Source organism: Butyrivibrio sp. FC2001 (genome assembly GCF_000424125.1).
In the GTDB taxonomy this organism is placed as follows: domain Bacteria; phylum Bacillota; class Clostridia; order Lachnospirales; family Lachnospiraceae; genus Butyrivibrio.
In genome coordinates this window covers 65049-89269 of sequence record NZ_KE384134.1, presented here as the reverse complement: position 1 = coordinate 89269, position 24221 = coordinate 65049, and the positions used below count along the sequence as shown (strand labels likewise).

Annotated in this window: 24 protein-coding genes; 22 read left to right on the top strand and 2 right to left on the bottom strand. The window is 44.4% G+C overall.

What is annotated here, in order from left to right:
• Nucleotides 1–12: 12 nt before the first annotated feature.
• The 16 genes from G601_RS27045 (at nt 13) to G601_RS0119335 (ending at nt 14604) form a co-directional block, all read left to right on the top strand.
• Nucleotides 13–459, top strand: coding sequence for a CBO2463/CBO2479 domain-containing protein (locus tag G601_RS27045; RefSeq protein WP_026666325.1), 447 nt, complete (start codon nt 13–15; stop codon nt 457–459).
• Between the two features lie 76 nt (nt 460–535).
• Nucleotides 536–1270: a D-proline reductase (dithiol) protein PrdB gene (gene prdB, locus G601_RS0119405; RefSeq protein ID WP_255346228.1), complete on the top strand. Its 735-nt coding sequence runs from the start codon at nt 536–538 to the stop codon at nt 1268–1270.
• Nucleotides 1271–1484: 214 nt separating this feature from the next.
• Nucleotides 1485–2426 (top strand): ABC transporter substrate-binding protein, encoded by a 942-nt coding sequence (locus tag G601_RS0119400; protein WP_026492441.1) that lies wholly within the window; start codon nt 1485–1487, stop codon nt 2424–2426.
• A gap of 30 nt (nt 2427–2456) precedes the next feature.
• The gene (locus G601_RS0119395) at nt 2457–3122 is read left to right on the top strand and encodes an amino acid ABC transporter permease (protein ID WP_026492442.1); all 666 of its coding nucleotides are present in this window, start codon (nt 2457–2459) and stop codon (nt 3120–3122) included.
• Between the two features lie 13 nt (nt 3123–3135).
• The gene (locus G601_RS24260; protein ID WP_051200998.1) at nt 3136–3960 is read left to right on the top strand and encodes an amino acid ABC transporter ATP-binding protein; all 825 of its coding nucleotides are present in this window, start codon (nt 3136–3138) and stop codon (nt 3958–3960) included.
• Entirely contained in the window at nt 3929–4522 is a 594-nt protein-coding gene (locus G601_RS0119385; RefSeq protein ID WP_026492443.1) for an AAA family ATPase, read from the top strand. Before G601_RS24260 ends, G601_RS0119385 begins: the two co-directional genes overlap by 32 nt.
• A gap of 4 nt (nt 4523–4526) precedes the next feature.
• A complete protein-coding gene (locus G601_RS0119380; RefSeq protein ID WP_026666323.1) occupies nt 4527–5618 on the top strand; it encodes a proline racemase family protein in 1092 nt (363 codons plus the stop codon).
• 19 nt (nt 5619–5637) lie between these two features.
• Nucleotides 5638–6789: an iron-containing alcohol dehydrogenase gene (locus G601_RS0119375; RefSeq protein WP_026666322.1), complete on the top strand. Its 1152-nt coding sequence runs from the start codon at nt 5638–5640 to the stop codon at nt 6787–6789.
• Between the two features lie 125 nt (nt 6790–6914).
• Nucleotides 6915–7580, top strand: coding sequence for an L-serine ammonia-lyase, iron-sulfur-dependent subunit beta (gene sdaAB, locus G601_RS0119370; protein WP_026666321.1), 666 nt, complete (start codon nt 6915–6917; stop codon nt 7578–7580).
• Nucleotides 7581–7583: 3 nt separating this feature from the next.
• Complete coding sequence (sdaAA, locus tag G601_RS0119365) at nt 7584–8462, top strand: L-serine ammonia-lyase, iron-sulfur-dependent, subunit alpha (protein ID WP_026666320.1); 879 nt, start codon at nt 7584–7586, stop codon at nt 8460–8462.
• 95 nt (nt 8463–8557) lie between these two features.
• A complete protein-coding gene (locus G601_RS0119360; protein ID WP_035786551.1) occupies nt 8558–9754 on the top strand; it encodes a PucR family transcriptional regulator in 1197 nt (398 codons plus the stop codon).
• A gap of 364 nt (nt 9755–10118) precedes the next feature.
• Nucleotides 10119–11039 (top strand): transporter substrate-binding domain-containing protein, encoded by a 921-nt coding sequence (locus G601_RS0119355; protein ID WP_026666319.1) that lies wholly within the window; start codon nt 10119–10121, stop codon nt 11037–11039.
• A gap of 75 nt (nt 11040–11114) precedes the next feature.
• Nucleotides 11115–11882 (top strand): amino acid ABC transporter permease, encoded by a 768-nt coding sequence (locus G601_RS0119350; RefSeq protein WP_242830079.1) that lies wholly within the window; start codon nt 11115–11117, stop codon nt 11880–11882.
• 11 nt (nt 11883–11893) lie between these two features.
• Nucleotides 11894–12634, top strand: coding sequence for an amino acid ABC transporter ATP-binding protein (locus tag G601_RS0119345; RefSeq protein ID WP_026666318.1), 741 nt, complete (start codon nt 11894–11896; stop codon nt 12632–12634).
• 19 nt (nt 12635–12653) lie between these two features.
• Nucleotides 12654–13340, top strand: a complete 687-nt coding sequence (locus tag G601_RS24255) for an AAA family ATPase (protein ID WP_051206085.1) — start codon at nt 12654–12656, stop codon at nt 13338–13340.
• Nucleotides 13341–13377: 37 nt separating this feature from the next.
• Complete coding sequence (locus tag G601_RS0119335) at nt 13378–14604, top strand: aspartate aminotransferase family protein (protein WP_026666317.1); 1227 nt, start codon at nt 13378–13380, stop codon at nt 14602–14604.
• 95 nt (nt 14605–14699) lie between these two features.
• Here the strand turns inward: G601_RS0119335 and G601_RS0119330 are convergent, their stop codons facing one another.
• A complete protein-coding gene (locus G601_RS0119330) occupies nt 14700–16709 on the bottom strand; it encodes a methyl-accepting chemotaxis protein (protein WP_026666316.1) in 2010 nt (669 codons plus the stop codon).
• Nucleotides 16710–17037: 328 nt separating this feature from the next.
• On the opposite strand from G601_RS0119330, the gene G601_RS0119325 reads away from it, so the two are divergent.
• A complete protein-coding gene (locus tag G601_RS0119325) occupies nt 17038–18393 on the top strand; it encodes an NCS2 family permease (RefSeq protein WP_330368879.1) in 1356 nt (451 codons plus the stop codon).
• 115 nt (nt 18394–18508) lie between these two features.
• Here the strand turns inward: G601_RS0119325 and G601_RS0119320 are convergent, their stop codons facing one another.
• Nucleotides 18509–19267, bottom strand: a complete 759-nt coding sequence (locus tag G601_RS0119320) for a hypothetical protein (RefSeq protein WP_026666314.1) — start codon at nt 19265–19267, stop codon at nt 18509–18511.
• A 247-nt stretch (nt 19268–19514) separates the two neighbouring features.
• Here G601_RS0119320 and G601_RS0119315 point away from each other — a divergent pair, with 247 nt between their 5' ends.
• The 5 genes from G601_RS0119315 (at nt 19515) to rpsA (ending at nt 24181) form a co-directional block, all read left to right on the top strand.
• A complete protein-coding gene (locus G601_RS0119315) occupies nt 19515–20066 on the top strand; it encodes a TetR/AcrR family transcriptional regulator (RefSeq protein WP_026492456.1) in 552 nt (183 codons plus the stop codon).
• Between the two features lie 21 nt (nt 20067–20087).
• A complete protein-coding gene (locus G601_RS0119310; RefSeq protein WP_026666313.1) occupies nt 20088–21377 on the top strand; it encodes an NAD(P)/FAD-dependent oxidoreductase in 1290 nt (429 codons plus the stop codon).
• A 169-nt stretch (nt 21378–21546) separates the two neighbouring features.
• Complete coding sequence (gene cmk / locus G601_RS0119305) at nt 21547–22209, top strand: (d)CMP kinase (RefSeq protein WP_026666312.1); 663 nt, start codon at nt 21547–21549, stop codon at nt 22207–22209.
• Between the two features lie 3 nt (nt 22210–22212).
• Nucleotides 22213–23067 (top strand): 4-hydroxy-3-methylbut-2-enyl diphosphate reductase, encoded by an 855-nt coding sequence (gene ispH / locus G601_RS0119300; protein WP_026492459.1) that lies wholly within the window; start codon nt 22213–22215, stop codon nt 23065–23067.
• Entirely contained in the window at nt 23048–24181 is a 1134-nt protein-coding gene (gene rpsA, locus G601_RS0119295; RefSeq protein ID WP_026492460.1) for a 30S ribosomal protein S1, read from the top strand. The genes ispH and rpsA overlap by 20 nt, the downstream gene beginning before the upstream one ends.
• The last annotated feature ends 40 nt before the right edge of the window (nt 24182–24221 follow it).

The window sequence follows — 24221 nt, the reverse complement described above, 5'->3', positions numbered from 1 at the left end:
AAGGTAAAGCCTATGGAAAAACTGGATTATATTATAAATCCCATCCTTATGGGAGGACTTGTTAAAGAGATAAACGAAGATATGGTAAAGGTGCATTTGCATGGAAGACTTGGCGTTATAACGATTCCTGAAAAAATCATTTTATCAGAAATTGAACTGGAGCCTGGCGTGGAGCTGGAATTCCATTTCAGCTATCTCAAGGTAGAGGATGCGGGCTATGACTATGATGACAGCTCTATAAGGGATAACCTGTTTACACCATGTCTTGTGGGAGGACAAATCGTAGAGGTCAATGATACGGCTGTTAAGGTGGAGACTATGGATGACCTTGGAACGGTGGCAGTACCCAGAAGATGGGTGTTTACGGATATGTCACTTGAATGCGGTCAGATGGTGGAGTTTTACCTGAGCCCCATGAGAGCCGTTGGAAAGCGCGATATTCCTGCAAGAACAATCTAGATTTTAGTGGCAAATGCTTAATGGAAAAACCTAAAACCAAAAAGACCATGATGAATCTTTAAAAGAACAGAAAGAGGTGACAGATATGAAATTAACAACAATTAGCGGATTACAGTCAGAAATATTTGTACCGGTAACTCCAAGACCGGTTTTCACAGAATTAAAAAAGCCCTTAAGTGAATGTAAGGTGGCATTTATCACTGCGGGTGGAATACATAAAAAGAGCCAGACACCCTTTAATACATCAGGAGATTTTTCTTATCGTACAATCGAGTTTGATACTCCCTCATCTGAGCTCATGGTTACTCACGGCGGCTTTGACAACTCTGACATCAACAAGGACGTAAATGCCATGTTCCCCATCGACAGACTTCACGAACTGGTAGAGGAGGGGTTCATCGGATCGCTTTCAAAGGAGACCTACACCTTCATGGGAGGCGGCGGAAACGTTGAGAAGTTCAAGAACGAAACAGGCCCCGAGATTGCAAGAAAGCTTAAGGAACAGGGAGTGGATATTGTTCTTTGTACAGGTGGCTGCGGAACCTGTCACAGGTCAGCAACAATTGTTACAAGATGCTGTGAAGCTGAAGGAATGAGCTGCGTTGTGATAGCAGCCCTCCCGCCCATTGCAAGGCAGCAGGGTGCTCCAAGAATTACAGCGCCTCATGTTCCGATCGGATCAAACGCAGGTGAGCCAAACAATATTCCCATGCAGACAGCTATCATAAAGGAGTCCCTTGAGTGGGTAAAGGACTGCCCCAGCTACAACCAGACAAAGGTACTTCCCTATGAGTACAGACACAATGTATGATCCGTCATTAAGATTTGTAATGACAGACATGAGAAACTCTTAGTTTACAAACTAAATAGTCTATGTAAAAATACATGATAATTCAATGAGAACAGCAGACAATGGCGTTTATGTTGCTTATGTCTGCTGTTTTTTTATACCCTGGAAAACCCCGGGGATAAGAAAACGACAGGATGCTCTTATTGAAAAAGCAAAGGAAATGGAGGAGAAAATTATGAAAAAAAAGGTTCTATCAATGCTACTGGTGACATCAATGCTTGCAGGTGTGGTGACAGGATGCGGATCATCCGGTGAAGCTTCGGGGACATCGGAAGCTACGGAATCTGTTGATGAAGTAAAAGAAACTGAAACAGAAGAAACCACTAAAGAGGCTGAGACAGAAACGGAAGAGACTACTGAAGAAACAGCTACAGCTTCTGATTCAGATAAGCCTGAGTGCTTTGGATCATTGGAAGGCGTAACTCTTACAATCGGAACATCCGGCACCTATGCACCTTTCTCTTATTTTGCTGAGGATGGCACAACCCTTCAGGGCTATGATGTGGATTTCCTATATGCACTTAAGGATGTACTTGGTTTTGAAATAGCTGATGAGACTATTCAGGATATGGATTACAGTCCCCTTGGAACATCACTTAGCCAGGGCATGCTCGATGTAGGAGCCGCTGCACTCTGCGCTACTGATGAAAGAAAGAAGACCATGAACTTCTCCAAGACCTACTATGATGCAGGAATTGTAGTTGTTGTAAGCCCTGACAACGAGACAATCAAATCTGTCGAGGACTTAACAAGCGGTGATTACACAGTAGCTCTTCAGAGCGGAACAATCGCTTACGAATACGGCGTTGCAAATCTTCCTGAGAGCTGCATCCAGTCCTATGATTCCCAGGCTCTTGCTTATAAGGCAGTTGAAGACGGGCAGGCTGATGCAACAATCTACGATCTTCCAGGAACAGCTTATTCAATTAAGACAGGCGAGATAAAGCTTAAAACTGTAGGAGATGAGTTCTACACAGGTCAGGCACCCTACGCAGTTGCACTTTCCATGAGTGCATGTGACGAGTATCCCGACCTTATAAAGGATTTTGATGAAGCCATTGATTATCTCTCTGAGACAGGAGTTCTTGATGAGATCAAGGCAAAATGGTGTGAATAACTAAAAAGTCTTACTTGAGGAGTGATGATTATGAGTTTTGAGTTTTTACAGGCAATCATGCCGATGCTGTTTCGGGGTCTGCAGATTACCATGATGATTGCAATAATCGGTATCCTGCTTGGATTTATTCTGGGGGCTGTCAGTGGATATGCGCTTTCTTGTCAGAACAAAATAGCCAGAGGAATAGCAAATGTATACGTGTGGATCATAAGAGGAACACCTTTGGTTGTTCAGGCGCTGTATGTATACTTTGCAGTTCCGGCCATCATAACAGGGATAACCCATAAGAAATTCGTGCTGGATTCTGTGGTAGCAGGAATCACTGTTATTACCCTAAATGCCGGAGCTTTTATATCTGCGATCGTAAAGGGAGCCCTTGAAAGTGTTGAACTTGGACAAAAAGAAGCAGGAGAGGCCCTTGGACTTACAAAGGGCCAGATCCTTACTCACATAATCATCCCTCCTGCTTTTAAGGCCATGATTCCGGGGCTGTTTAACCAGTTCATCATTTCCGTAAAGGACACAGCGCTCTTATCGGTAATCTCAGTTAATGACATTACAAGACAGACACAGAACTATGTTGCAAGAACCTACAATACTCTTCCTGCTTACACTGCCTGCGCATTGTTCTATCTGGTCCTGTTATCGATACTGATGATTCTTCAAAGGATGGTTGAGAATATTACTAAAAAGTGATGGAGGTATTTTTATGAGTGAGAGTTTGATATCTGTAAGACATCTTGCAAAGTCCTTTGGAGACCTGGAGGTACTAAGGGACATCAATGTAGAAATAAAAAGAGGCGAAGTTGTCTGCATCATAGGTCCCTCCGGTTCAGGGAAAAGCACTTTTTTAAGATGCATCAATCAGCTGGAGAAGCCCACCTCCGGAGAAATCATCTATAAGGGAGACAACATCCTTGATAAGAATGCAGATATAAGAAAATTCAGGGAAGAGGTAGGAATGGTCTTTCAGAGATTCAATCTTTTCCCGCTTAAAACCGTTCTTGCAAATGTGACCATGGCACCTGTTCTGACAGGGCATATGAACAAGGCTGAAGCAAAGGAAAAAGCCCTGGAACTTCTTGCAAAGGTTGGACTTGAAAAAAAAACAGAGGCTAAGCCCTTCATGCTTTCAGGCGGACAACAGCAAAGAGTCGCTATTGCAAGGGCATTGGCTATGGAACCGGAGGCGCTGCTTTTTGATGAGCCTACAAGCGCTCTGGATCCGGAGCTGGTTGGGGAGGTTTTAAACGTTATGACCGAGCTGGCGAAAGAGGGAATGACAATGATCGTGGTGACCCATGAGATGGACTTTGCCCTTGACGTTGCTGATCACATCATTTTTATGGACGAGGGGTATGTGGTTGAAGAAGGAAGCCCCAGGGAGGTACTTGGTAATCCCAAGCAGGAGAGAACAAGAGCATTTTTATCAAGATTCCTTTTACATAGCGGTGATGGTAATGACAGCTCGATAAAAAATATTTCTGAAAAGAGGAATGGCCATGAAAAGGTTTGTTGTGACAATAACTCGTGAATTTGGAAGTCTGGGAAGACCAATAGCCAAAAGGCTTTCAGAGCTTCTGGAGGTTGAGTTCTATGACAGGGACATTGTTGAAGCCACAGCGAAGCAGATGAACATGCCGGTTTCAACACTTAGTGATTCTGAGGAAAAGAAAACATCATTCTGGAATATGCTATTTCCTTTGGGGACAGATTCACTGGAGCAACAAAAGAAGATATTTGAATGCCAGAGTCAGATCATTTCAAGAATGGCAGGAAGAGGCTCCTGCATCATTGTAGGACGCTGCGCTGACTACATTCTTGAGGATGACCCGGACGCAATACATGTTTATATATATGCTTCTTACGCTGACAGGCTCGCCAATTGTGTAGGGAGTCTTGGTATGAAAAAGGAAGACGCCAAGAAAATGATAAATGAGGTTGATAAGGCGAGGCTGAATTACCACAAGTATTTTGCAGGGTACGCACCTTCTGATCCGAAGCATAAGCACATAATAATCAACAGTGCACTTCTGGAAGTGGAAGGAACTGCACAGGCACTGGCGGCAATAGTAAAGAAAAAATACGGGGACTGATAATATGAAACCAAGTCTTGGGAAATATGCATATAGAATAAAAACCATAGATTCTCACACCATGGGAGAGTCCACAAGGATAGTCTACGAAGGATTTCCAAAGCTTGTAGGCGACACCATGATGGAAAAGAAAAATTATGTGATAGAGCATTACGATTTTCTAAGAAAAGCCCTTATGCTCGAGCCAAGAGGTCACAGGGACATGTTTGGAGCACTTCTTACCGAGCCTGTGCACAAGGACGCTGATGTGGGAGTGATTTTCATGGACAGCGCTTCATACCTGAATATGTGTGGTCACGGAAGTATAGGTACAGCCACCATGCTGGTTGAGACCGGGATGGTTGAAGCGGTAGAACCATATACTGATGTGGTGCTTGATGCACCCTCGGGAATCATTAAGACAAGGGTGCATGTAGAGGATGGAAAGCCGGTGGGAGCAAGCATACTTAATGTGCCGTCTTTCCTGTATTTGGAGGACCAGGTTCTTTACTTCGAGGACTGGGGCGAGATCACCTACGACATTTCCTTTGGAGGATCCTTCTTTGCTCTTGTGGATGCGGAGAAAATCGGCTTAAGGCTTGAGATGAGTAACATTGATCAGATAACAGAGCTTGGAATGAGAATCAGGGAAGCTATAAACAGAACCGTTGAAATAAAGCATCCCTACCTTGATATCACAAGTGTTGACCTGGTGGAATTCTATGCACACACAAAGAATCCAAAGGCAGATATGAAAAACTGTGTGATTTTCGGAGATGCCCAGGCTGACAGGTCACCCTGTGGAACAGGAACCAGTGCCAAGCTGGCAGCCCTCTATGCAAAGGGGCTCCTTAGACTTAACGAAGTATTTACCTACGAGAGTATAACAGGAGCGATTTTCAAGGGAGTAGCAACCACAGCAGTGGATGTGGGAGGAAAACACGGAATAATTCCAAAGATAATGGGAAGTGCCTATATAACAGGACTTAATGAGTGGGTAATCGATGAGGACGATCCGTTAAAATACGGATTCCTTCTTGGAAAGGATAAAAAGGATCATCCCATGGAGAACGATGATCATCTTGGAATACGTTACAGAAATAAAAGATTAGCATAAAAAGTGGAGGTTATTTAACATGGAATCATTTTCTTTTTCAATACCTCAGAATATCGTTTTTGGTGCAGGGAGCCTTAAGAGGCTCCCTGAGCTTGGTAAGAGGATTGGTGGTAAAAAGGCGTATATTATATCGGGTCCGCACCTTAACAAGATAGGTATGGTTGATAAATGCGCTGATGCACTTAGAAGTGAGGGAATAGAGAGCGAAGCCTTTACAGAGACAGAGGGCAATCCCTGCACAGACACTGTGAAGAAGGCAGCAAAGGGATATATGGAAAGCGGTGCTGACTTCATAGTAGCCTTTGGAGGCGGATCACCCTTAGACGTTGCCAAGGCTGTGGCTGTAGTTGTTTCAAACGGAGGCGATATAACAGAATACGAGGGAGTTGGCAAGGTTAAGGAGATCACAGCTGACATAATTGCGATTCCGACAACTGCCGGAACAGGCTCAGAGGTCACAGCCTTTGCTGTTATCACGGATCATAGCAGAAATTACAAGCTTACTGTGGGAAGTGAGCACATTATCCCTAAGTATGCAATCCTCGATCCTGAGCTCATTTACAGCGTGCCTGAAAAGACTGCAGCAGCCTGCGGCGTTGACGCTCTGGTCCATGCGCTGGAGGCGTATCTTTCTCTTGCAGCGTCACCCTTTTCAGATATGTTTGCCATTAAGGCACTTGAACTTATCGGGAATAATATCTGCCCCTACGTTGCTGACAGATCCAATGTAAAGGCAGCCGAAGCTATGCTCCTTGGTTCACTTTTTGCCGGCATAGCTTTTTCACATGCAAGGCTTGGTAACGTTCATGCCATGAGCCATCCTGTAAGTGCATATTTTGATGTGCCCCACGGGGTTGCAAATGCAATTCTTCTTCCCACGATAGTAGAGTTCAATGCTCTGTCAGATGAAGGAAAATACTACGATATTTACAGGGCTGTAAGCGGGAAAAATATTGACAGTAAGGACTTTTCATCAGGTATGCTCTCAGATTTTCTGTCTAAGCTAAATGAGTCACTGGGAATTCCTGCAGGGCTTAAAACAGTTGGTGTAAGCAAGGATAAATTTGATGTCATGGCAGATGATGCAATGAAGAGCGGTAACATACTGGTAAATCCCAGAAAGACAACAAAGGAAGATATCCTTAATCTCTACAGCAGGGCCTATATCTGATAAGGGTTATGGTTAATTATCCCGTGACCTTTTCTGCAAGGTGGCGTTATAATTAATCTCATAGTACAAAATCTAAAATTTGCCATTTCATATCTAAGCGATGTGATATTCTGGCAGGAGGCATAATGAACATCTTTGACATAGTAGGTCCTGTTATGGTAGGCCCTTCAAGCTCTCACACAGCGGGAGCGGTGAAAATAGGATTCGTTTCAAGAAAGCTTATGGGAGAAGAAATCGCTGAGGCTGAGATTCTGTTATACGGATCATTCCTTGCTACTGGTAACGGGCATGGAACGAAATACGCCCTGGTGGCAGGCCTTCTTGGAATGGAGCCTGACGATGAAAATATACCAAACAGCTTTGATATAGCAGCTCAAAAGGGAATGAAACTTTCCTTTGGGGTAGCAAAATTAAAAGAAGCCCATCCTAATTCCGTTCTTATGAAGCTTGTTGGAAAAAGCGGAAAGAAGCTTGAGGTTGTTGGTGAATCCCTTGGAGGCTCACTTATAAATATAGCTAAGGTGGACGGTCTTTCTGCTAACTTTTCAGGAGAACATCCAACACTTATCGTACATAATCAGGATCAGCCGGGACACGTAGCAGAGGTGACCAGCATGCTTGCACATAAGTCTGTAAATGTGGCTACGCTGCAGCTTTACAGAGAGTCCAGAGGCGGTCATGCGGTTATGGTACTTGAGTGTGATCAGGAGATACCGGCAGAAGCCTTAAGGTGGCTTGAACATCTGGAAGGTATAGAGAAGGTCACATACTATTCTCTGGTGGAGGGCTGAGCAATGGCATTTAAGAAACTTGAAGAAATTATAGAAATTGCAAATGAAAAAAATACGCCCATGTGGAAGGTTGTCCAGGAGGAAGACTGCAGAGAGGAGAGCATTTCTGCAGAGGAGTCCTATAAGAAAATGCAGGATATACTTTCTGCCATGAGAGATGCTGATAAAAACTACAATGCAAAGCTAACTTCAAAAAGCGGAATGGCAGGCGGCGACGGCGAAAAGGTCAGGGAGTTTAATGCATCAGGCTCAGCGCTTGTAGGTGACTTTGTTTCAACAGTCATAGAGAAGGCAGTTAAGATGGGCGAATCCAATGCCTGCATGAGACGTATAGTTGCGGCGCCCACTGCGGGAGCCTGCGGCGTAATTCCTGCGGTGCTTCTGACCTACGAGGAAGAGAAAAAGGCAGACGAGGAAAAGATAATTGAAGCCCTTTATGTGGCAGCGGGAATAGGCGAAGTCCTTGCGGAGAGTGCAAGTATTGCGGGCGCAGAGGGCGGATGTCAGGCGGAGATTGGAAGTGCAGCAGCCATGGCAGCAGGCGCGCTTACATATCTCGAAGGCGGAGATAATGAGATGATTCTCAATTCCGTTGCCCTTTGCATAAAGAGTATTCTTGGCCTTACCTGCGACCCTGTGGCCGGGCTTGTGGAAGTGCCCTGCATCAAGAGGAATGCCTACGGCGGAGTGAACGCAGTTGTTTCAGCTCACCTTGCAATGGCAGGAGTTAAGAGCAGAATCCCTGTGGATGAAGTTATAGATGCCATGGGAAGAATCGGACACCTCATTCCGGCATGCCTGCGGGAGACCGGTCAGGAGGGACTTGCGACTACCCAGACTGCTCAGGATTTTTGTGAAAAGCAGATGCAGGAAATAGGCTGATTACTACTTGGTTAAAAAGTGTATTTGCGGTTAGTAGAGGCTAACCCAAAATGGCATAAAAAATTACTAAAAAGCATAAGTACTGAGGAAGAAAAATGGTTACATGTAGAGATATACTTAATTTGAAGCTGGATGGAGTTGAGCTTGTTTCCGGGGAGGCGGGACTTGACCGCATGGTTTCCTGGACGTATCTCGTTCAGACGAAGCCCTATGATGAACACATGAACAGAGGGAATTATGCCCTCCTTGTTGTGGACTACGAAAGATATAAACCTGAGGATATCCTTGCTGTCATGGAGGAGCTTAATGACCTTGGAATATCCGGACTTGCGGTATCCATTGTTGAGGACAGGGAGGAACTGTCACCTGAAGTAATTACCAGAGCGGAAGAATTATCACTTCCGCTTTTTTACGTGAGGTGGAAGGGAGCATCCTTCGTCGACATCGACCAGAGTGTTGGAAAGCTCATAATGGAGGATAGCCTTCAAAACAAGAGAGAAGGGGATTTCCTTTATAACCTTCTGTTTGGCTACGATATCAGCGATAAGTACATTGAGAAAATCTCAAGCCAGTTCGGAATAGAATTCACAGAGCCCTACCGCGTGGGAATAATAATCGTGGACCGCAAATACGGAATAAATCATGAGCAGGATGAGCACACCTACGAGTACTACGGTAACGTCCTTAGTCGTGAGGTCACAGGCATGGAAGGAAGGCCCATGTTCATGAGATTCCTTAATAAGTTTGTTCTCTTGTTTGAGGCAAGGAAGGATAAACAGATAGAGCATGAGCTTGAAAAAATCCTGAGAAGAATTGATTCAAGCGACAGCTTTAAGGGGAAGATTTCAGGCACCTGCATTTTAGGAGCGCCCTACACTGATCCCAGGGATTTTGGACAGAGCTATCAGCAGGCAAAGAGCCTTATTCCCAAGATCGATATGCTCCCTAATCCCAAGAAGAAAAAGGTACTAAGCGCCAGCGCAATGGGCATCTACAAGTATATGTTCAACGCCGGGAACCAGCGTGAGATCCTGGATTACTGTAATAAGAATCTTGAAAAGCTTGAGGAGTATGATCACGCAAACGGAACCTTCCTTGTTGATACTTTGCTTGCCTATTACATGAATGGTTTTAATACTGCAAACACAGCCAAAGAACTATATGTACACAGGAATTCTTTGCAGTACAGACTTAATAAGATTCAGGAGCTTCTTGATTTTGAACTGGATGATTACATCAAGTATCTTGATCTTGTTAATTGCATTTTGGTAAAAAGACTTATGTTTTTATGACCTATATAATGATGCTCAGCCCACTATTTATCTACATCTTGTGGGCTGAGCATTTTTTACGTTTGTGCAAATGACAATATTAGGACTGTGCATTGTGCACATTGATGGAGAATATCACTCTGAATAATATATACACATACAGCAAGGGCGCCGTAGAAGTTCAAAACTTCGAACGGCGCCTTTTAATATCATAGGAAATTGCTTTCCTATGATATTAAAACGCTCCGCGTGGATGCGCACTCGCGCGAATGGAATATGTTGCATTCTGCAACCGCGCTCGGCGCGAGAATTTCGCAAGCGAAATTCTTATTTACAAAAATAAGCAATGCTGAATTATCAATTTAGATCTAGGAGGAGAAACGTTATGAAAAAGAGACTTGCAGCAACTTTATTATCAGGAATGATGCTTATGACAGCAATCGCAGGATGCGGATCAGCTGCAGCGAAAACTGAGGAACCCGTTTCAGAGGATATCGCTGATGAGGCAGCTCCCAAGACAGATGAAGCTTCAGACAGAGCAGTTCTTCGTGTTGGTATGGAATGTGCATACGCTCCATTTAACTGGACTCAGGATTCAGACACAACTCCTGATGGAAGCAAGGCAGTTCCGATCTATGATTCAAGCTACTACGCATACGGCTATGATGTAGCAGTTGCACAGATGATCGCAGATGAGCTTGATATGGACCTTGAGATTCACAAGGTGGAGTGGTCATCGATCGGAATTTCAATGGACGCAGGTGATTATGACTGTATCATCGCAGGAATGGGAAGAACAGCAGAGAGACAGCTTGCTTACAACTTTACAGAGCCTTACTACTACAGAGATAACTGCATCGTTGTTAAGAAGGATGGCCCTTATGCAGATGTCAAAGGCCTTTCAGAATTAAATGGTACTGGATGTGTACTTACAACTCAGCTTGGATGCGGATGGATTCCTCTTCTTGATCAGGTTGAAGGCGCAGTTACAGGAACCAACTTCGAGACAACATCTGAGTGCTTCATGGCAGTAGCAAACGGTGTGGCAGACGTATTTATCGTAGACGTTCCCACAGCACAGTCAGCACTTCTTACAAATGACGACCTACTGATGATCAGACTTGATGAAAACGACACCTTCACAGGTGATGAAGAAATGGTAAATGTCTGCATCGCAACAAGAAAAGATGACACAGAGCTCTGCGACAAGATCCAGGGTGCTATGGATGCAATCGGCTGGAACGACAAGGCAAAGATGGATGAGCTTATGGATAAGGTTCTTACACAGCAGCCCGCAGCAAACTAAAGATATAAAGCAGGTGCCGGATTTACGGCACCTGATAATAACAAAAATACCAGGATAGGGTAACGAGGTAGCACTATGATTATGAGTTTATTATCGGGAGAACCAACCAACTCTCTGGAGTGGACAATATTTCTGGCAGGAAAATATTCCGCCATGTTTTTACAGGGTACATACCTTACACTTTACACTGCAGTCATCGGAACAATAGTGGGATTCGTCCTTGGATACCTGATAGGTGTTATTCAGGACATGACCATAAATCCCGGAGACAACGTGGTTAAGAAAATACTTGTAAGAGTCCTTAAGTGGATCAGCAGCGTGTATGTGGAAGTTTTCAGAGATACACCGATGATCGTTCAGGCGATGATCATCTACTACGGCTTAAGACAGGCTAATGTCGAGATGACTCCTGTATTTGCAGGTATTCTCGTAACAGTCTTAAACACCGGAGCTTACATGGCTGAAACAGTAAGAGCAGGTATCGGATCCATTGACATAGGCCAGAGAGAAGGCGCATTTGCAATGGGAATGTCCCCGATGAAAACAATGTTTTACGTAGTGCTGCCTCAGGCCTTTAAAAACATCATCCCTGAGATGGCAAACACCTTTCTTACCAATCTCAAGATGACATCCGTTCTTAATGTAATAGCGGTTCAGGAGCTGTTCATGGCAGCAAAGACCGCTGGCGGTAACTACTACAAATACTTTGAATCATATCTGGTTATAGCTCTTATCTATTTTGTACTGTGCTTCGTATTCAATAAGCTATTCATTCTTATTGAGAAGCGCATGCAGGGCAGCGAAGACTATGCTTTGGCAGTTGAGTACATGGACAACCAGTGAGGAGGCAGACTATGAGTGAAAAAATTCTTTCCATTAAGGATCTTGGCAAAAGCTTCGGAAATCACGAGGTTTTGAGAAAGATAGATATCGAAGTTAATAAGGGAGAGGTTATCTGCATAGTCGGTTCCTCAGGCTCAGGAAAATCAACACTCCTCCGCTGTATCAACAGACTTGAAAAGCAGACCAGAGGACAGATTTTCTATCACGATAAGGAAGTAAGGGACGTCCAGAAGGAAATCAATGACTATCGCTCAAAGGTGGGAATGGTGTTCCAGTCCTTCAACCTTTTCAACAACATGACAGTGCTTGAAAACTGCATGCTCTGCACCAGAAAGGTGCTCCACATTTCAAAGGAGGAAGCCTTCGACAGAGCTATTACACACCTTAAGGAAGTTGGAATGGCGCCCTACATAAATGCAAAGCCCTCAATGCTTTCAGGCGGACAGAAGCAGAGAGTTGCCATCGCAAGAGCACTTTGCATGAATCCTGAGATACTTCTTTTTGATGAACCTACTTCAGCTCTTGATCCCGAGATGGTGGGCGAGGTTCTCGCAGTAATGAAGGAACTTGCGACTACAGGACTTACAATGATCATCGTTACCCATGAGATGGCCTTTGCAAGAGATGTTTCCACCAGAACTATTTTCATGGACAACGGATATGTGGCTGAGGATGCAGCTCCGGAAATACTGTTCTCAAATCCGAAGAATGCAAGAACAAGAGAATTCCTGTCACGATATCTTGCAGGCTGACAGGAGAGAGGAGAGATTTATGAGAAACTTTGTTGTGACCTTCGCAAGAGGGTTTGGTAGCGGGGGCAAAGCGATAGCATCCACACTTGCCAGGGAACTCGGAATACATTGCTATGAAAACAGAATCCTCACTCTGGCAAGTCAGATGAGCGGACTGGATGAGAAGCTTTTTCAGGAGGTAAATGAAAAGCTCAGCAAAAGCAGCGGATTTTCAAGCTTCCTTCAGGGACTTCCAAGATCCAAAAGCTATATTGCAAGGAATGAAAAATTCGTATCTGATGACAGACTTTTCGAGTATCAGTGCAAGATTATAAAAAATCTGGCAGACACAGAGCCCTGCGTTATCGTCGGAAAATGTGCAGATTATGTACTTCGCGGAAGAGACAACGTCGTGAGTATCTATATAGAAGCTCCACGTTCATTCTGCGTGGAGCGAACCATGGAAAACATGGGCGTGTCCGAAAAGGTGGCACACTCCACAATAGAGAAAACGGACAAGTACAGGGCAGATTACTACAAGTACTACACAGGTGGCAACTATTGGACAAATCCTGTTAACTACGACATGACCCTAAACAGTGAGAGGGTAGGAATAGACCACTGCGTTGACATCATTGAGCGGTACCTCATCATAAAGGGCTTCATCACTGAGAGTCAGATCAAAAAGGACAGACATTCAGACAAGGGATTAAAGCTTGTTCAATAAGGCTTTAAATATATGAAAAGAAGAGGAGAAGAAGGTTATGAAATTAAAGGATACAGAATATACAGCAGAAGAGATTAAGGAAATGGCCGACAAGTACATGATATCGACTTTTGAGAGATTTGACTTCCTTGCAGAGAGTGGCAAGGAGCAGTACTTATATGATGAGAAGGGTGAAAAGTATCTGGATTTCTATGCAGGTATCGCCGTTAACTCAGCAGGTAACTGTAACGAGAGAGTAGTTGATGCAGTAGTTCAGCAGGCAAAGACATTGATGCAGACCTTCAACTATCCCTACACAATTCCTCAGGCACTTCTTGCAAAGAAGGTTTGTGAGACCATCGGAATGGATAAGATTTTCTATCAGAACTCCGGAACAGAGGCTAACGAAGCCATGATCAAGATGGCAAGAAAATATGGTATTGAGAAGTACGGCCCCAACAAGTATCACATCGTTACCGCTAAGATGGGCTTCCACGGCAGAACCTTCGGTGCCATGTCAGCAACAGGTCAGCCTGGAAACGGCTGCCAGATTGGCTTTGGACCTATGACTTACGGCTTTTCCTATGCTCCCTATAATGACCTTCAGGCATTCAAGGATGCATGCACGGAGAACACAATCGCAATCATGGTTGAGCCTGTACAGGGCGAGGGCGGTGTACATCTTGCAACAAAGGAATTCCTTGTGGGACTTCGTGAGTTCTGTGATGAAAAAGGTATGCTTCTCCTTCTTGATGAGGTTCAGACAGGCTGGTGCAGAACCGGTGAGGTTATGAGCTACATGCACTATGGAATAAAGCCCGATATCGTATCCATGGCTAAGGCTCTTGGCGGCGGAATGCCTATCGGTGCTATCTGCGCTACCAGGGAGGTTGCAAAGGCATTTTCTGAAGGCTCCCACGGAACAACCTTCGGTGGACATCCCGTATGCTGCGCAGCTGCTCTTGCAGAAGTTAATGAGCTCCTTGAGAGAGATCTTGCAGGAAATGCAGCCGAGATGGGAGACTACTTCGCTGAGAAGCTTAAGACAATCCCTCACGTTAAGGATGTTCGTCACCAGGGACTTCTGGTTGGCGTAGAGTTTGATGAGACTGTAAATGCTGTAGATGTAAAGCACGGCTGCATCGACAGACATCTCCTTGTTACAGCCATCGGCAGCAGCATTATAAGAATGGTACCTCCGCTTATCATTGATGAAAAGGACTGCGACACAGCTGTTGATATCATCAGAGATACAGTAAAGTGTCTCAGTGCAGAGGTTGCATAAAACTTATACATTATAGTAAGAAAATAAAAACTACAAAAAGGGTGCCTGTCACTTGATCGTGGCAGGCACCATATTTTTATATATCGTGATATCTATTATGATTTAAAGAATTTCATCTCTTCGTTAAGCTGCTCGGCAATCTGCTTTAAGCTGTCAGCTGATCCTGCAAGGGTTGTAACCGTAGCGGAAAGCTCCTGCATGGATGCTCCTGTTTCTTCTGAAGAAGCTGCGTTCTCTTCGGAGATAGCGGAGAGCGCGCTCATGGTATCAACCACTGCGTTCTTGGAGGATTCGCAGGTATCTGCACCCTGGGAGATGAGCTGAACACCGCCTACGGTGCTTCCGATATCCTCAAGCATTCCGTTAACTGCATCCAAGGTTTCGCCGATGGCTATCTGCTGGTCGTTGTTACCCTGCTTAACATCCTCAGCTGCTGCAACGGCTGCTTTACTCTGTTCAAGAAGTGTTCCCATTTCCGTCATGATATCATCAGCCATCTGCTTGGAATCCTCAGCCAGCTTTCCGATTTCCTCAGCAACAACGGCGAAGCCTTTTCCTGCTTCTCCGGCTCTTGCTGCCTCGATAGAAGCATTGAGGGAGAGGAGATTGGTCTGGGTTGCGATGGAAGTGATTCCTTCAACCTTTTCACTGATGTTATCAACTGCTTCCTGGGTTGCCTGAATGGTTCTGGAGATATCATCAATCTTGGCTGTCATTTCAGCGGAGGAATCCTGGAGAGATGACAGGGACTTGCTGGATATCTCGGATGCTTCCTTCATCTTGCCTGCGAGAGTTGAGAGACTTCCTGTGGAGGTCTGAACATCACCGACAGCGTCTCCGATGAGACCGACATTTTCAGAAGCACTCTGAATTTCATCTGCCTGCTGGGTTGCACCGGATGCAATCTCCTGAACGGCATTTGAAACATCCTCTGCAGTCTGGGAAATCTGATTTGCCATGTCTGAGAGCTCCTCGGATGATGAGCCTACATTGGCAGCAGATTCCTTTATATGGGTAACTATTTCATCGAGAGTTTCTATTACGGAATTGGTATCTCTTGCTATTTCTCCAAACTCGTCCTTTCTGGCAGCGGCTGCTCCAACTTTCTCGAAGCGTCCATCAGCGAGCGCTTTAAGGGCATCTCCAACTATCTGGATAGGCTTTGTGAAGCTGCTTGCCATGACGAAGGAAATGATGATTGCAACAATCAAAAGTACAGCACCGACAATAATGACGATAATTGCTGAACGTCTTGCTGATGAAAGAATCTTATTGGAATCAGTTGCTGCACAAACTGTGAACTGGGACTTGGGTTCTTTTACGTATGCAACGTATGCGTTATAGCCTTTTCCTGTATCAACATAGTAGAAGCCCTTATCTAATCCGGATGTCATGAACTCTGACTGCGCACGGCTTTCTTCTTCATGAGCTCCTTCGCCGATTTCATATTGTGAGTGAGCTGCAATCATTCCTTCTCTGTCAACAAGGAAAGCATCCTCTGCCTCAGCAGCCAGCATTTCATGAAAATTGTTCAGATCGTAGTTTCTGTGAACGATACCTATTACAGTATCTCCATCCTTAATAGGGCAGGCGAATGTGATCATTCTTCTTCCTGTGGTTTTACTTATCTGAATGTTGGATACATAGATAGTTCCGGATATAGCTTTCTGGAAATATTCTCTATCAGATACGTTTATGAAATCACCCTTTGTTCTGGCAACCTGCATACCGTCAGGACCGGCAATGGCTGTGGTATCGCCGTCATCAAGAATTGAGTCACACTCTGCAAGAGTAGACTGAACAGCGTCATAGGGGATGCCTGCATCGCCCTTTACAAAGTTAATGACAGTGGGGTTGCCGGCGATACTTCGTATCATGTTCATGTTGGCGTCGAGGATATTTCCGAACTTACGCTCAATATAGTTAGCCTGCCACTCCAACGACTCCTGCGCATCCTCCATGGCCTTCTGAGTGGACGTGTTGTAGCTTACGATGATTGCCACAAGGAGCGGCAATGCAGCTGCGAGGATCATGACAGAAATAAGCTTTGTTTTAATACTGTTCTTAAAACTTACTTTGCCTTCAGAATTTGCGTTCTTAGCCATAATGTGCCTCCGAGATGAAATATAAAAACAAAAATAATAAAGAAACCTTCTATTCTGAATTATATCTCTATAAAGTGCGGGAAATGCGATTTTGTGAATATTTAATCGATTTTTAATATACAGTTTATTTTAAATGAAATTGCATTGTTAGATTAAAGAGCTTGTTGATCTGGATGTATACAATAAGAACATAAAGAGTTGATCTGTTTTATGAAAAATTGTTTATTAATATGTAAGGAGAGACTTTTCGGTCTCTCCTTTTTATGCTATATTTTTTATGTTTGGGCAAAGGGTCCAAACCGGAAGACATTGTGTGGAGGAATGAAACATGTTGGAGAAAGTTTTCAAATTAAAGGAGCACAATACTACGGTAAAAACCGAGATTATTGCCGGTCTTACCACGTTCCTTTCTATGGCGTATATTCTCGCCGTTAACCCCAGTATTCTGGGCACTGTAATGGATGCAGGTGGTGTATTTGTAGCTACTGCGGTAGCATCAGCAATTGCGACATTCTGCATGGCTATCTTTGCAAATTACCCGATCGCTCTTTCAGCAGGACTTGGTCTTAACGCATACTTTGCTTATACAGTATGTCTTGGCGAGCTTGCAGCTGAGGGTGAGAACGCTTTCAGAATTTGCTTAACAGCCGTATTTGTAGAAGGTATTATTTTCCTTCTTATGTCACTTGTAAAATTCCGCGAGAAGATCATAAACAGCATACCCCAGAACCTTAAGTTCGGTATTTCAGCAGGTATTGGTCTTTTCATCGCGTTCATTGGTCTTAGAGGCGCTAACGTAATCATTCCCGATGAGTCAACAACAGTTGCTCTCGGTGATTTTGCTGATGCAGACGTTGTTCTTTGCCTTGCTGGTCTGATCATAATAGTAGTTCTTGAGCACTTCAAGGTAACTGGTTCAGTGCTTATCGGTATCCTTGCTACATGGATCCTTGGTATGATCGCTGAGACTACAGGCTGGTACACAGCAGGTCACGTATTCCCTGATTTTTCACAGGGACTTAACCAGATCAGCGGTATTTCCAAGACTGCATTCCAGTTTGACTTTGGATGGGCTGCATCACACTTCGTACAGTTTATTGCGATTGTATTCAGTTTCCTTTACGTTGATATCTTTGATACCGTAGGAACGGTAGTAGGTGTTGCTGATAAGGCAGACCTTCTTGATGAGAACGGTAACCTTCCTAAGGTTGGTGCTGTATTTATGTCAGACGCTGTTGGTACTGTAACAGGATCATGCCTTGGTACTTCTACAGTAACAAGCTTCGTAGAGTCAAGTGCAGGCGTTGCAGCAGGTGGACGTACAGGTCTTACAGCACTTACAACAGCTGTTATGTTCCTTATTTCACTTGTACTTAGCCCGGTATTCCTTGCTATTCCTTCTTTTGCAACAGCTCCGGCTCTTATCTATGTAGGAATGCTTATGGTTTCAAGTGCAAAGAACATCACATTTGATGGTGACCTTGCTGATACACTTGGTGCATATTTCGCACTTGTTATGATGCCTCTTTCATACTCAATTGCAACAGGTATCATGTTCGCAGTTCTTGGCTGGGTTCTTGTTAAGATCTTCATCGGCAAGATCAAGGACATCTCACCCGTTATGTGGATCGTATTCATAATGTTCGCTGTACGTATCGCTGCACTTGTTACTGACTTCCAGTAATTACATGTCAGCATAGCCGTATATAATATGACATCAAAAAGCTCACAGGCTGAAAAAGATTTCAGCACTGTGAGCTTTTTTTAGGGTAATCTATGATGTTTCTGTAACATACTTTTTATGTCAGCAGCTCTGCGGCATCAAGCATTGCCATTCGCTGTTCTGCCCTCATATTGTCATTGGAGTAGTCGGAGAAAGCATTCTCGATAGAGGAGCCGCTTATTTCTGCCTGACGTTCATTCTCCATAACTCTGACGATTCCTTCATTGAATATCTTTTCATTCCTGGCCTCGTCTGCGTTTTCCTTTCCTTTTTCAGTTCTGCCTTCCATCTCATGATCGTAATCATATCGTGTGATATCACCGTTTATGTACATCTGCTGTAGCTGAGCATCGGAATAGGAATTATAATTGTGAGTCTTTGTCTTATTGGAAGCCTCTCTGGCCTCTGCCTGCGTGTGAAGATTGGGCTTCTCGGAGAGATCAGCCTGAGTGTTTTTCAGGCGCTCCTGGCGCTCTAAGGTTTCCTTCATCCGCTCAGCGGGAGAGGGCTTATCCTGTTGCTTCTTCATGATCTCATCAAGGAGCTTCATTGCAGCCGAGGGCTCATGGTCATCCTTTTTATCAGGCATCTTTTTGACATCGCCGATTTCCTCTGAATCCTTTAAAAGGTCCTGGCTTTTCTTACTGGCCTGGGCGGTGTCGCCATCCTTGGATTTGGCTATAACATCCTCAAGGACTTCCTTTACATGTTCTTTCCTCGAGCTTTCTTCCTTTATCTGTTCTTTTAACTGATCAGCAGCTTTGGTCTGATCGGTAGTAGTGGTGAGCTGTACACGTTCGGTACCACCAACAGCTGAAATATTAAGATCTGCCATGGCAACCTCCAGTCCACCCATGTCGGGTAAAACGGAATATAAATACCTATAATGATTATATCATTTTTGAAACTATCTGACAACTACTGAAATAGTCAGAAAATAATATTCGTAATACTGATATTTTTTCGAATTTTTATTTCAAATTACTATGCAAAATCCATGTTGACACCGACAGGTCGAAACACTAAAATAATAACACATGATACGATAAACAATTCATAATATGATAACGGAGGATTAGGATATGTCCAGGAAAGCCACTATTACACAGGAAGAAATTGTAAATGCGGCATTTAAGATAACCAAGAAGGAAGGCTTTGACAAGGTCACCTCAAGAAGACTGGCAGCTGCAGCAGGCTGTTCTACACAGCCGATTTTCAGAATTTATGACAACATGGATGAGCTTAAGAAGGACGTTGTAGCCAAGGCAGTGGCATACTTTGAGGATTTCTGCAGAGGAATCGCAACCAGGCATGAGACACCCTTCGTGGATCTTGGACTGAGCTATATCACATTCGCTCAGAAGAATCCTAATCTTTTCAAGCTTCTCTTTGTATCAGAGGCCAATGAGGGCGCCAGCATGTATGACGTTGTTAACGGTTCTGATGAGAACGTTGTACGTGAGGTTTCCAAGGCTAAGAGTCAGGGCGTTCCTGATGCTGAGCAGCTTTTCATGAAGATGTGGATATTCATTCACGGCGCAGGCTGCATGGCTGTTACAGGAGACTATGACCTTGAAGAGGCTGATTCCGTTAGCATGCTTGAGTCAGCATATGAAGCTTTCAGGCTTTCATAATTTTGGAGTAATTGGAGTTTTATGAAGCAGGTTGCTGTAATTGGCTGCGGTGCAGCCGGAATGATGGCGGCTATTTCCGCGGCGATGAGCGGAGCAGCCGTCACTATTTTTGAGAAAAATGAGAAGCCCGGTAAGAAGATATACATTACCGGCAAGGGCAGATGTAATGTGACAAATGCCTGTGATATTTCAGAGTACTTTGACAAGATACCTCACGGTTCCAAGTTCCTGTACAGTGCGCTGTATGGATACGATAACACCCAGGTTATGCGTCTTTTCGAGGAGAACGGATGTAAGCTCAAGACTGAGCGCGGAGACCGCGTTTTTCCTGTGTCCGACCACTCCTCAGATATTATCAGTACTCTTGTGAGAATATTAAAAAAGCTCAAGGTGGACATCCGCTATCAGGACGAGGTTCGCTGGATTCAGGTGTCTGAGGACGGCCATGTAAAGGGCATTGTATCCGAGGATTCCGGAATCTCCGAGTTCGACTCCGTCATAGTCTGCACAGGAGGCTTATCCTATCCCTCCACAGGCTCAACCGGAGACGGCCTCAAATTCGCCAAGGAGCTGGGACATAAGGTTACGAAGACCACACCGTCGCTGGTTCCATTTGAGGTGGCGCAGAAGTGGTGCACAGAGCTTCAGGGACTGGCGCTCAAAAATGTTGCCATTAAGCTTGAGCAGATACCTGCATCGGGCCCCGGTAAGAAAAAGAAGTACGTGTATGATGGCTTTGGAGAGATGCTTTTCACTCACTTTGGTGTGAGCGGTCCTTTGATTTTGACCTCGAGCTGTTATTACGAGGAGGCAGATAAAAAGGGCGAGAAATATTCCTATGTGATTCACCTCGACCTCAAGCCCGCTCTCACAGAGGAACAGCTTGATAAGAGAATTCAGAGAGAATTTGAAAATGCTAAGAACAAGCAATTCAAAAACAGCCTGAATGCACTTTTTCCTTCAAAGATGATACCTATAATGGTTGAACTTTCCGGTATAGATCCGGAGAAGCAGGTAAATGCCATAACAAGAGGCGAGAGACTTGAATTTGTAAGTCTTATAAAGAACATCAAGATGGATGTAACCGGCCTTCGAGGATTCCCCGAGGCAATCATTACCAGAGGCGGCGTCGCAACCAGCGACATTAACCCCTCAACTATGGAATCAAAGAAAATTAAGGGCTTATACTTTGCAGGGGAGGTCATTGACGTTGATGCTCAAACCGGCGGCTTCAATCTCCAAATTGCATGGTCTACCGGCCACCTGGCAGGAGAGAGTGCTGCTGATGTAGATAACGATTCCGTAAGGTGATATACATAATACTTTGCGAGCTTTCGGACCGCGGAACCGAGACCAATCAATCTCGAGTGCCTCTGCACGCTGAGATTGATGCTTTGGGCTCGGTGAAGTGTTTGGTCCGACGGGAGCAAATATTATGTATATTACCTGAAGGAATATATATAGATAAGGAGAACAAATAATGGGAAGTAGTATTGCTATAGATGGACCTGCAGGAGCAGGTAAGAGTACAATTGCAAAGATAGTTTCAAAGAAGCTTGGTTTTATTTATATTGATACAGGCGCTATGTATCGCGCTATGGCTGTTCATATGATAAGAAATGGCGTATCAGGAGAGGACAGTGCGGAGATCGAGAAGAACATCGACAGCGCAGACATCTCTATCGGCCATGAGAATGGTGAGCAGGTTGTTTACTTGAACGGAGAGAATGTAAATTCACAGCTTAGAACCGAGCAGGTAAGCGCAATGGCTTCAAAGACCAGTGCAAATGCAAAGGTAAGAGCCAAGCTTGTAGAGCTTCAGCGGAAAATGGCAAAGACAACTAATGTTGTTATGGACGGAAGAGACATCGGAACCGTGGTTCTTCCTGATTCAGAGCTTAAGGTATACCTCACTGCAGGAACAAGAGTCCGCGCAGAGAGAAGATATAAGGAGCTTATCGAGAAGGGCGAGACCTGCAATATCGATGAGATAGAAGAGGATATCAAGGAGCGCGACCACAGGGATATGACAAGAGAGAACTCACCTCTTAAGAAGGCAGATGACGCTGTGGAGATCGACTCCTCCTACATGACAATTGATGAGGTTGCGGATAAAATAATCGAGCTTTATAAAGGAAATTGATTTATGGAAGTTATTTTAGCTGAGCACGCTGGCTTTTGCTTTGGCGTCACAAGAGCAGTAGACGTTGTTTACGATCAGATAAAAAAGAATACTGATAAAAAGATATACACCTATGGTCCTATCATTCACAACGAGACAGTTGTAGCTGACCTTGAAAAACAGGGCGTCAGCGTGATAGAGGGTGAGGAAGAGCTCAAAAGTCTCACCGAGGGAATTCTTATCATAAGATCTCACGGAATCAGAAAAGAGATTTATGAGATCATGAAGGAGCGTGGAATCGAGTATATCGATGCTACCTGCCCCTTTGTAAAAAGAATTCACAACATAGTTGAGAAGGAGAGTGCCGAGGGTAAGACAATAGTTGTTGTCGGAAGTGCGAAACACCCCGAAGTAGATGGAATTGTGAGCTATGCATCAGGTCCTGTCTATGTTGTTGAGAGCCCTGATGAAGCTCTGGATCTCGACATTCCGGAGGGAACTGATATATGTATCGTTTCCCAAACAACATTTAACACAAATAAATTTCAAGAAACCGTTGATAAATTTTCTAATACGCGCTACAATGTTAATGTTGTGAACACTATTTGTAGTGCAACTGAAGAAAGGCAGACCGAAGCAGAGCGTATTGCCGGCCAGGTTGATGCTATGATAGTGATAGGCGGAGCGCACAGTTCTAATTCAAGGAAACTGTATGAGATATGCAGTAAGAAGTGTGCAAATACATATTTTATTCAAACACTGGATGACTTGCATTTAGAACTTCCTAAAGCGGTTAAACTAGTGGGAATAACCGCCGGGGCGTCCACCCCAAAGAACATTATCGAGGAGGTTCAGAATCATGTCAGAACAATCTTTTGAACAAATGCTCAATGAGTCGTTCAAAACAATTCATACGGGGGAGGTCGTTGAAGGCACTGTTATATCTGTCAAGCCTGATGAGATTATTCTTAACATTGGCTACAAGTCAGATGGTGTACTTACAAAGAACGAGTACAGCAATGATAACAGTATCGATCTGACTCAGGTGGTTAAGGAAGGTGACACAATGGATGTCAAAGTCCTTAAGACCAACGACGCAGACGGTCAGGTTATCCTGTCATATAAGCGCCTTGCCCTCGACAGAGGTAATAAGCGCATTGAAGAAGCTTATAACAACCAGGAAGTACTTACAGCTAAGGTTGTACAGGTACTTGATGGTGGACTTACAGTAGTAGTTGATGAAGTTCGTATCTTCATCCCTGCAAGTCTTGTATCAGATACTTATGAGAAGGATCTTTCCAAGTACGAAGGACAGGAGATCCAGTTCGTAGTAACTGAGTATAATCCGAAGCGTAGAAGATACATCGGTAACCGTAAGATGCTTATCACTGCTGAGAAGGCTGAGCAGGCTAAGAAGCTCTTCGAGACAATCGGTGTTGGCGATATCGTTGAAGGTACAGTTAAGAACGTTACAGATTTCGGTGCGTTCATCGACCTCGGCGGAGCAGACGGACTCCTTCACATCTCTGAGATGTCATGGGGCCGCGTTGAGAATCCTAAGAAGACCTTCAAGGTTGGCGATACAGTTAAGGTTCAGATCAAGGGTATCGACGGCAGCAAGATCGCTCTTTCAAGAAAGTTTGATGATGAGAACCCTTGGAAGGATGCAGATTCTAAGTATGCAGTTGGTAACGAGGTAACTGGTAAGGTTGCCAGAATGACTGACTTCGGTGCATTCATCGAGCTTGAGCCCGGCATCGACGCACTTCTTCATGTATCTCAGATCGCTAGAGAGCACATTGAGAAGCCTTCAGATGTACTTAGCATCGGACAGGAAGTTACAGCTAGAATCGTAGACTTCAATGAAGCAGATCGCAAGATCAGCCTTAGCATCAAGGCTCTTACAGCTCCTGAGAAGGAAGATGCTGAAGAGGATGGCGATGTAGTATCAGTTGATATTGAGAAGGCTATCGCTGAACAGGATGCTGAATAATAATTAGTTCATTCCGGACTGTCGCATTAATGGTGCGGCA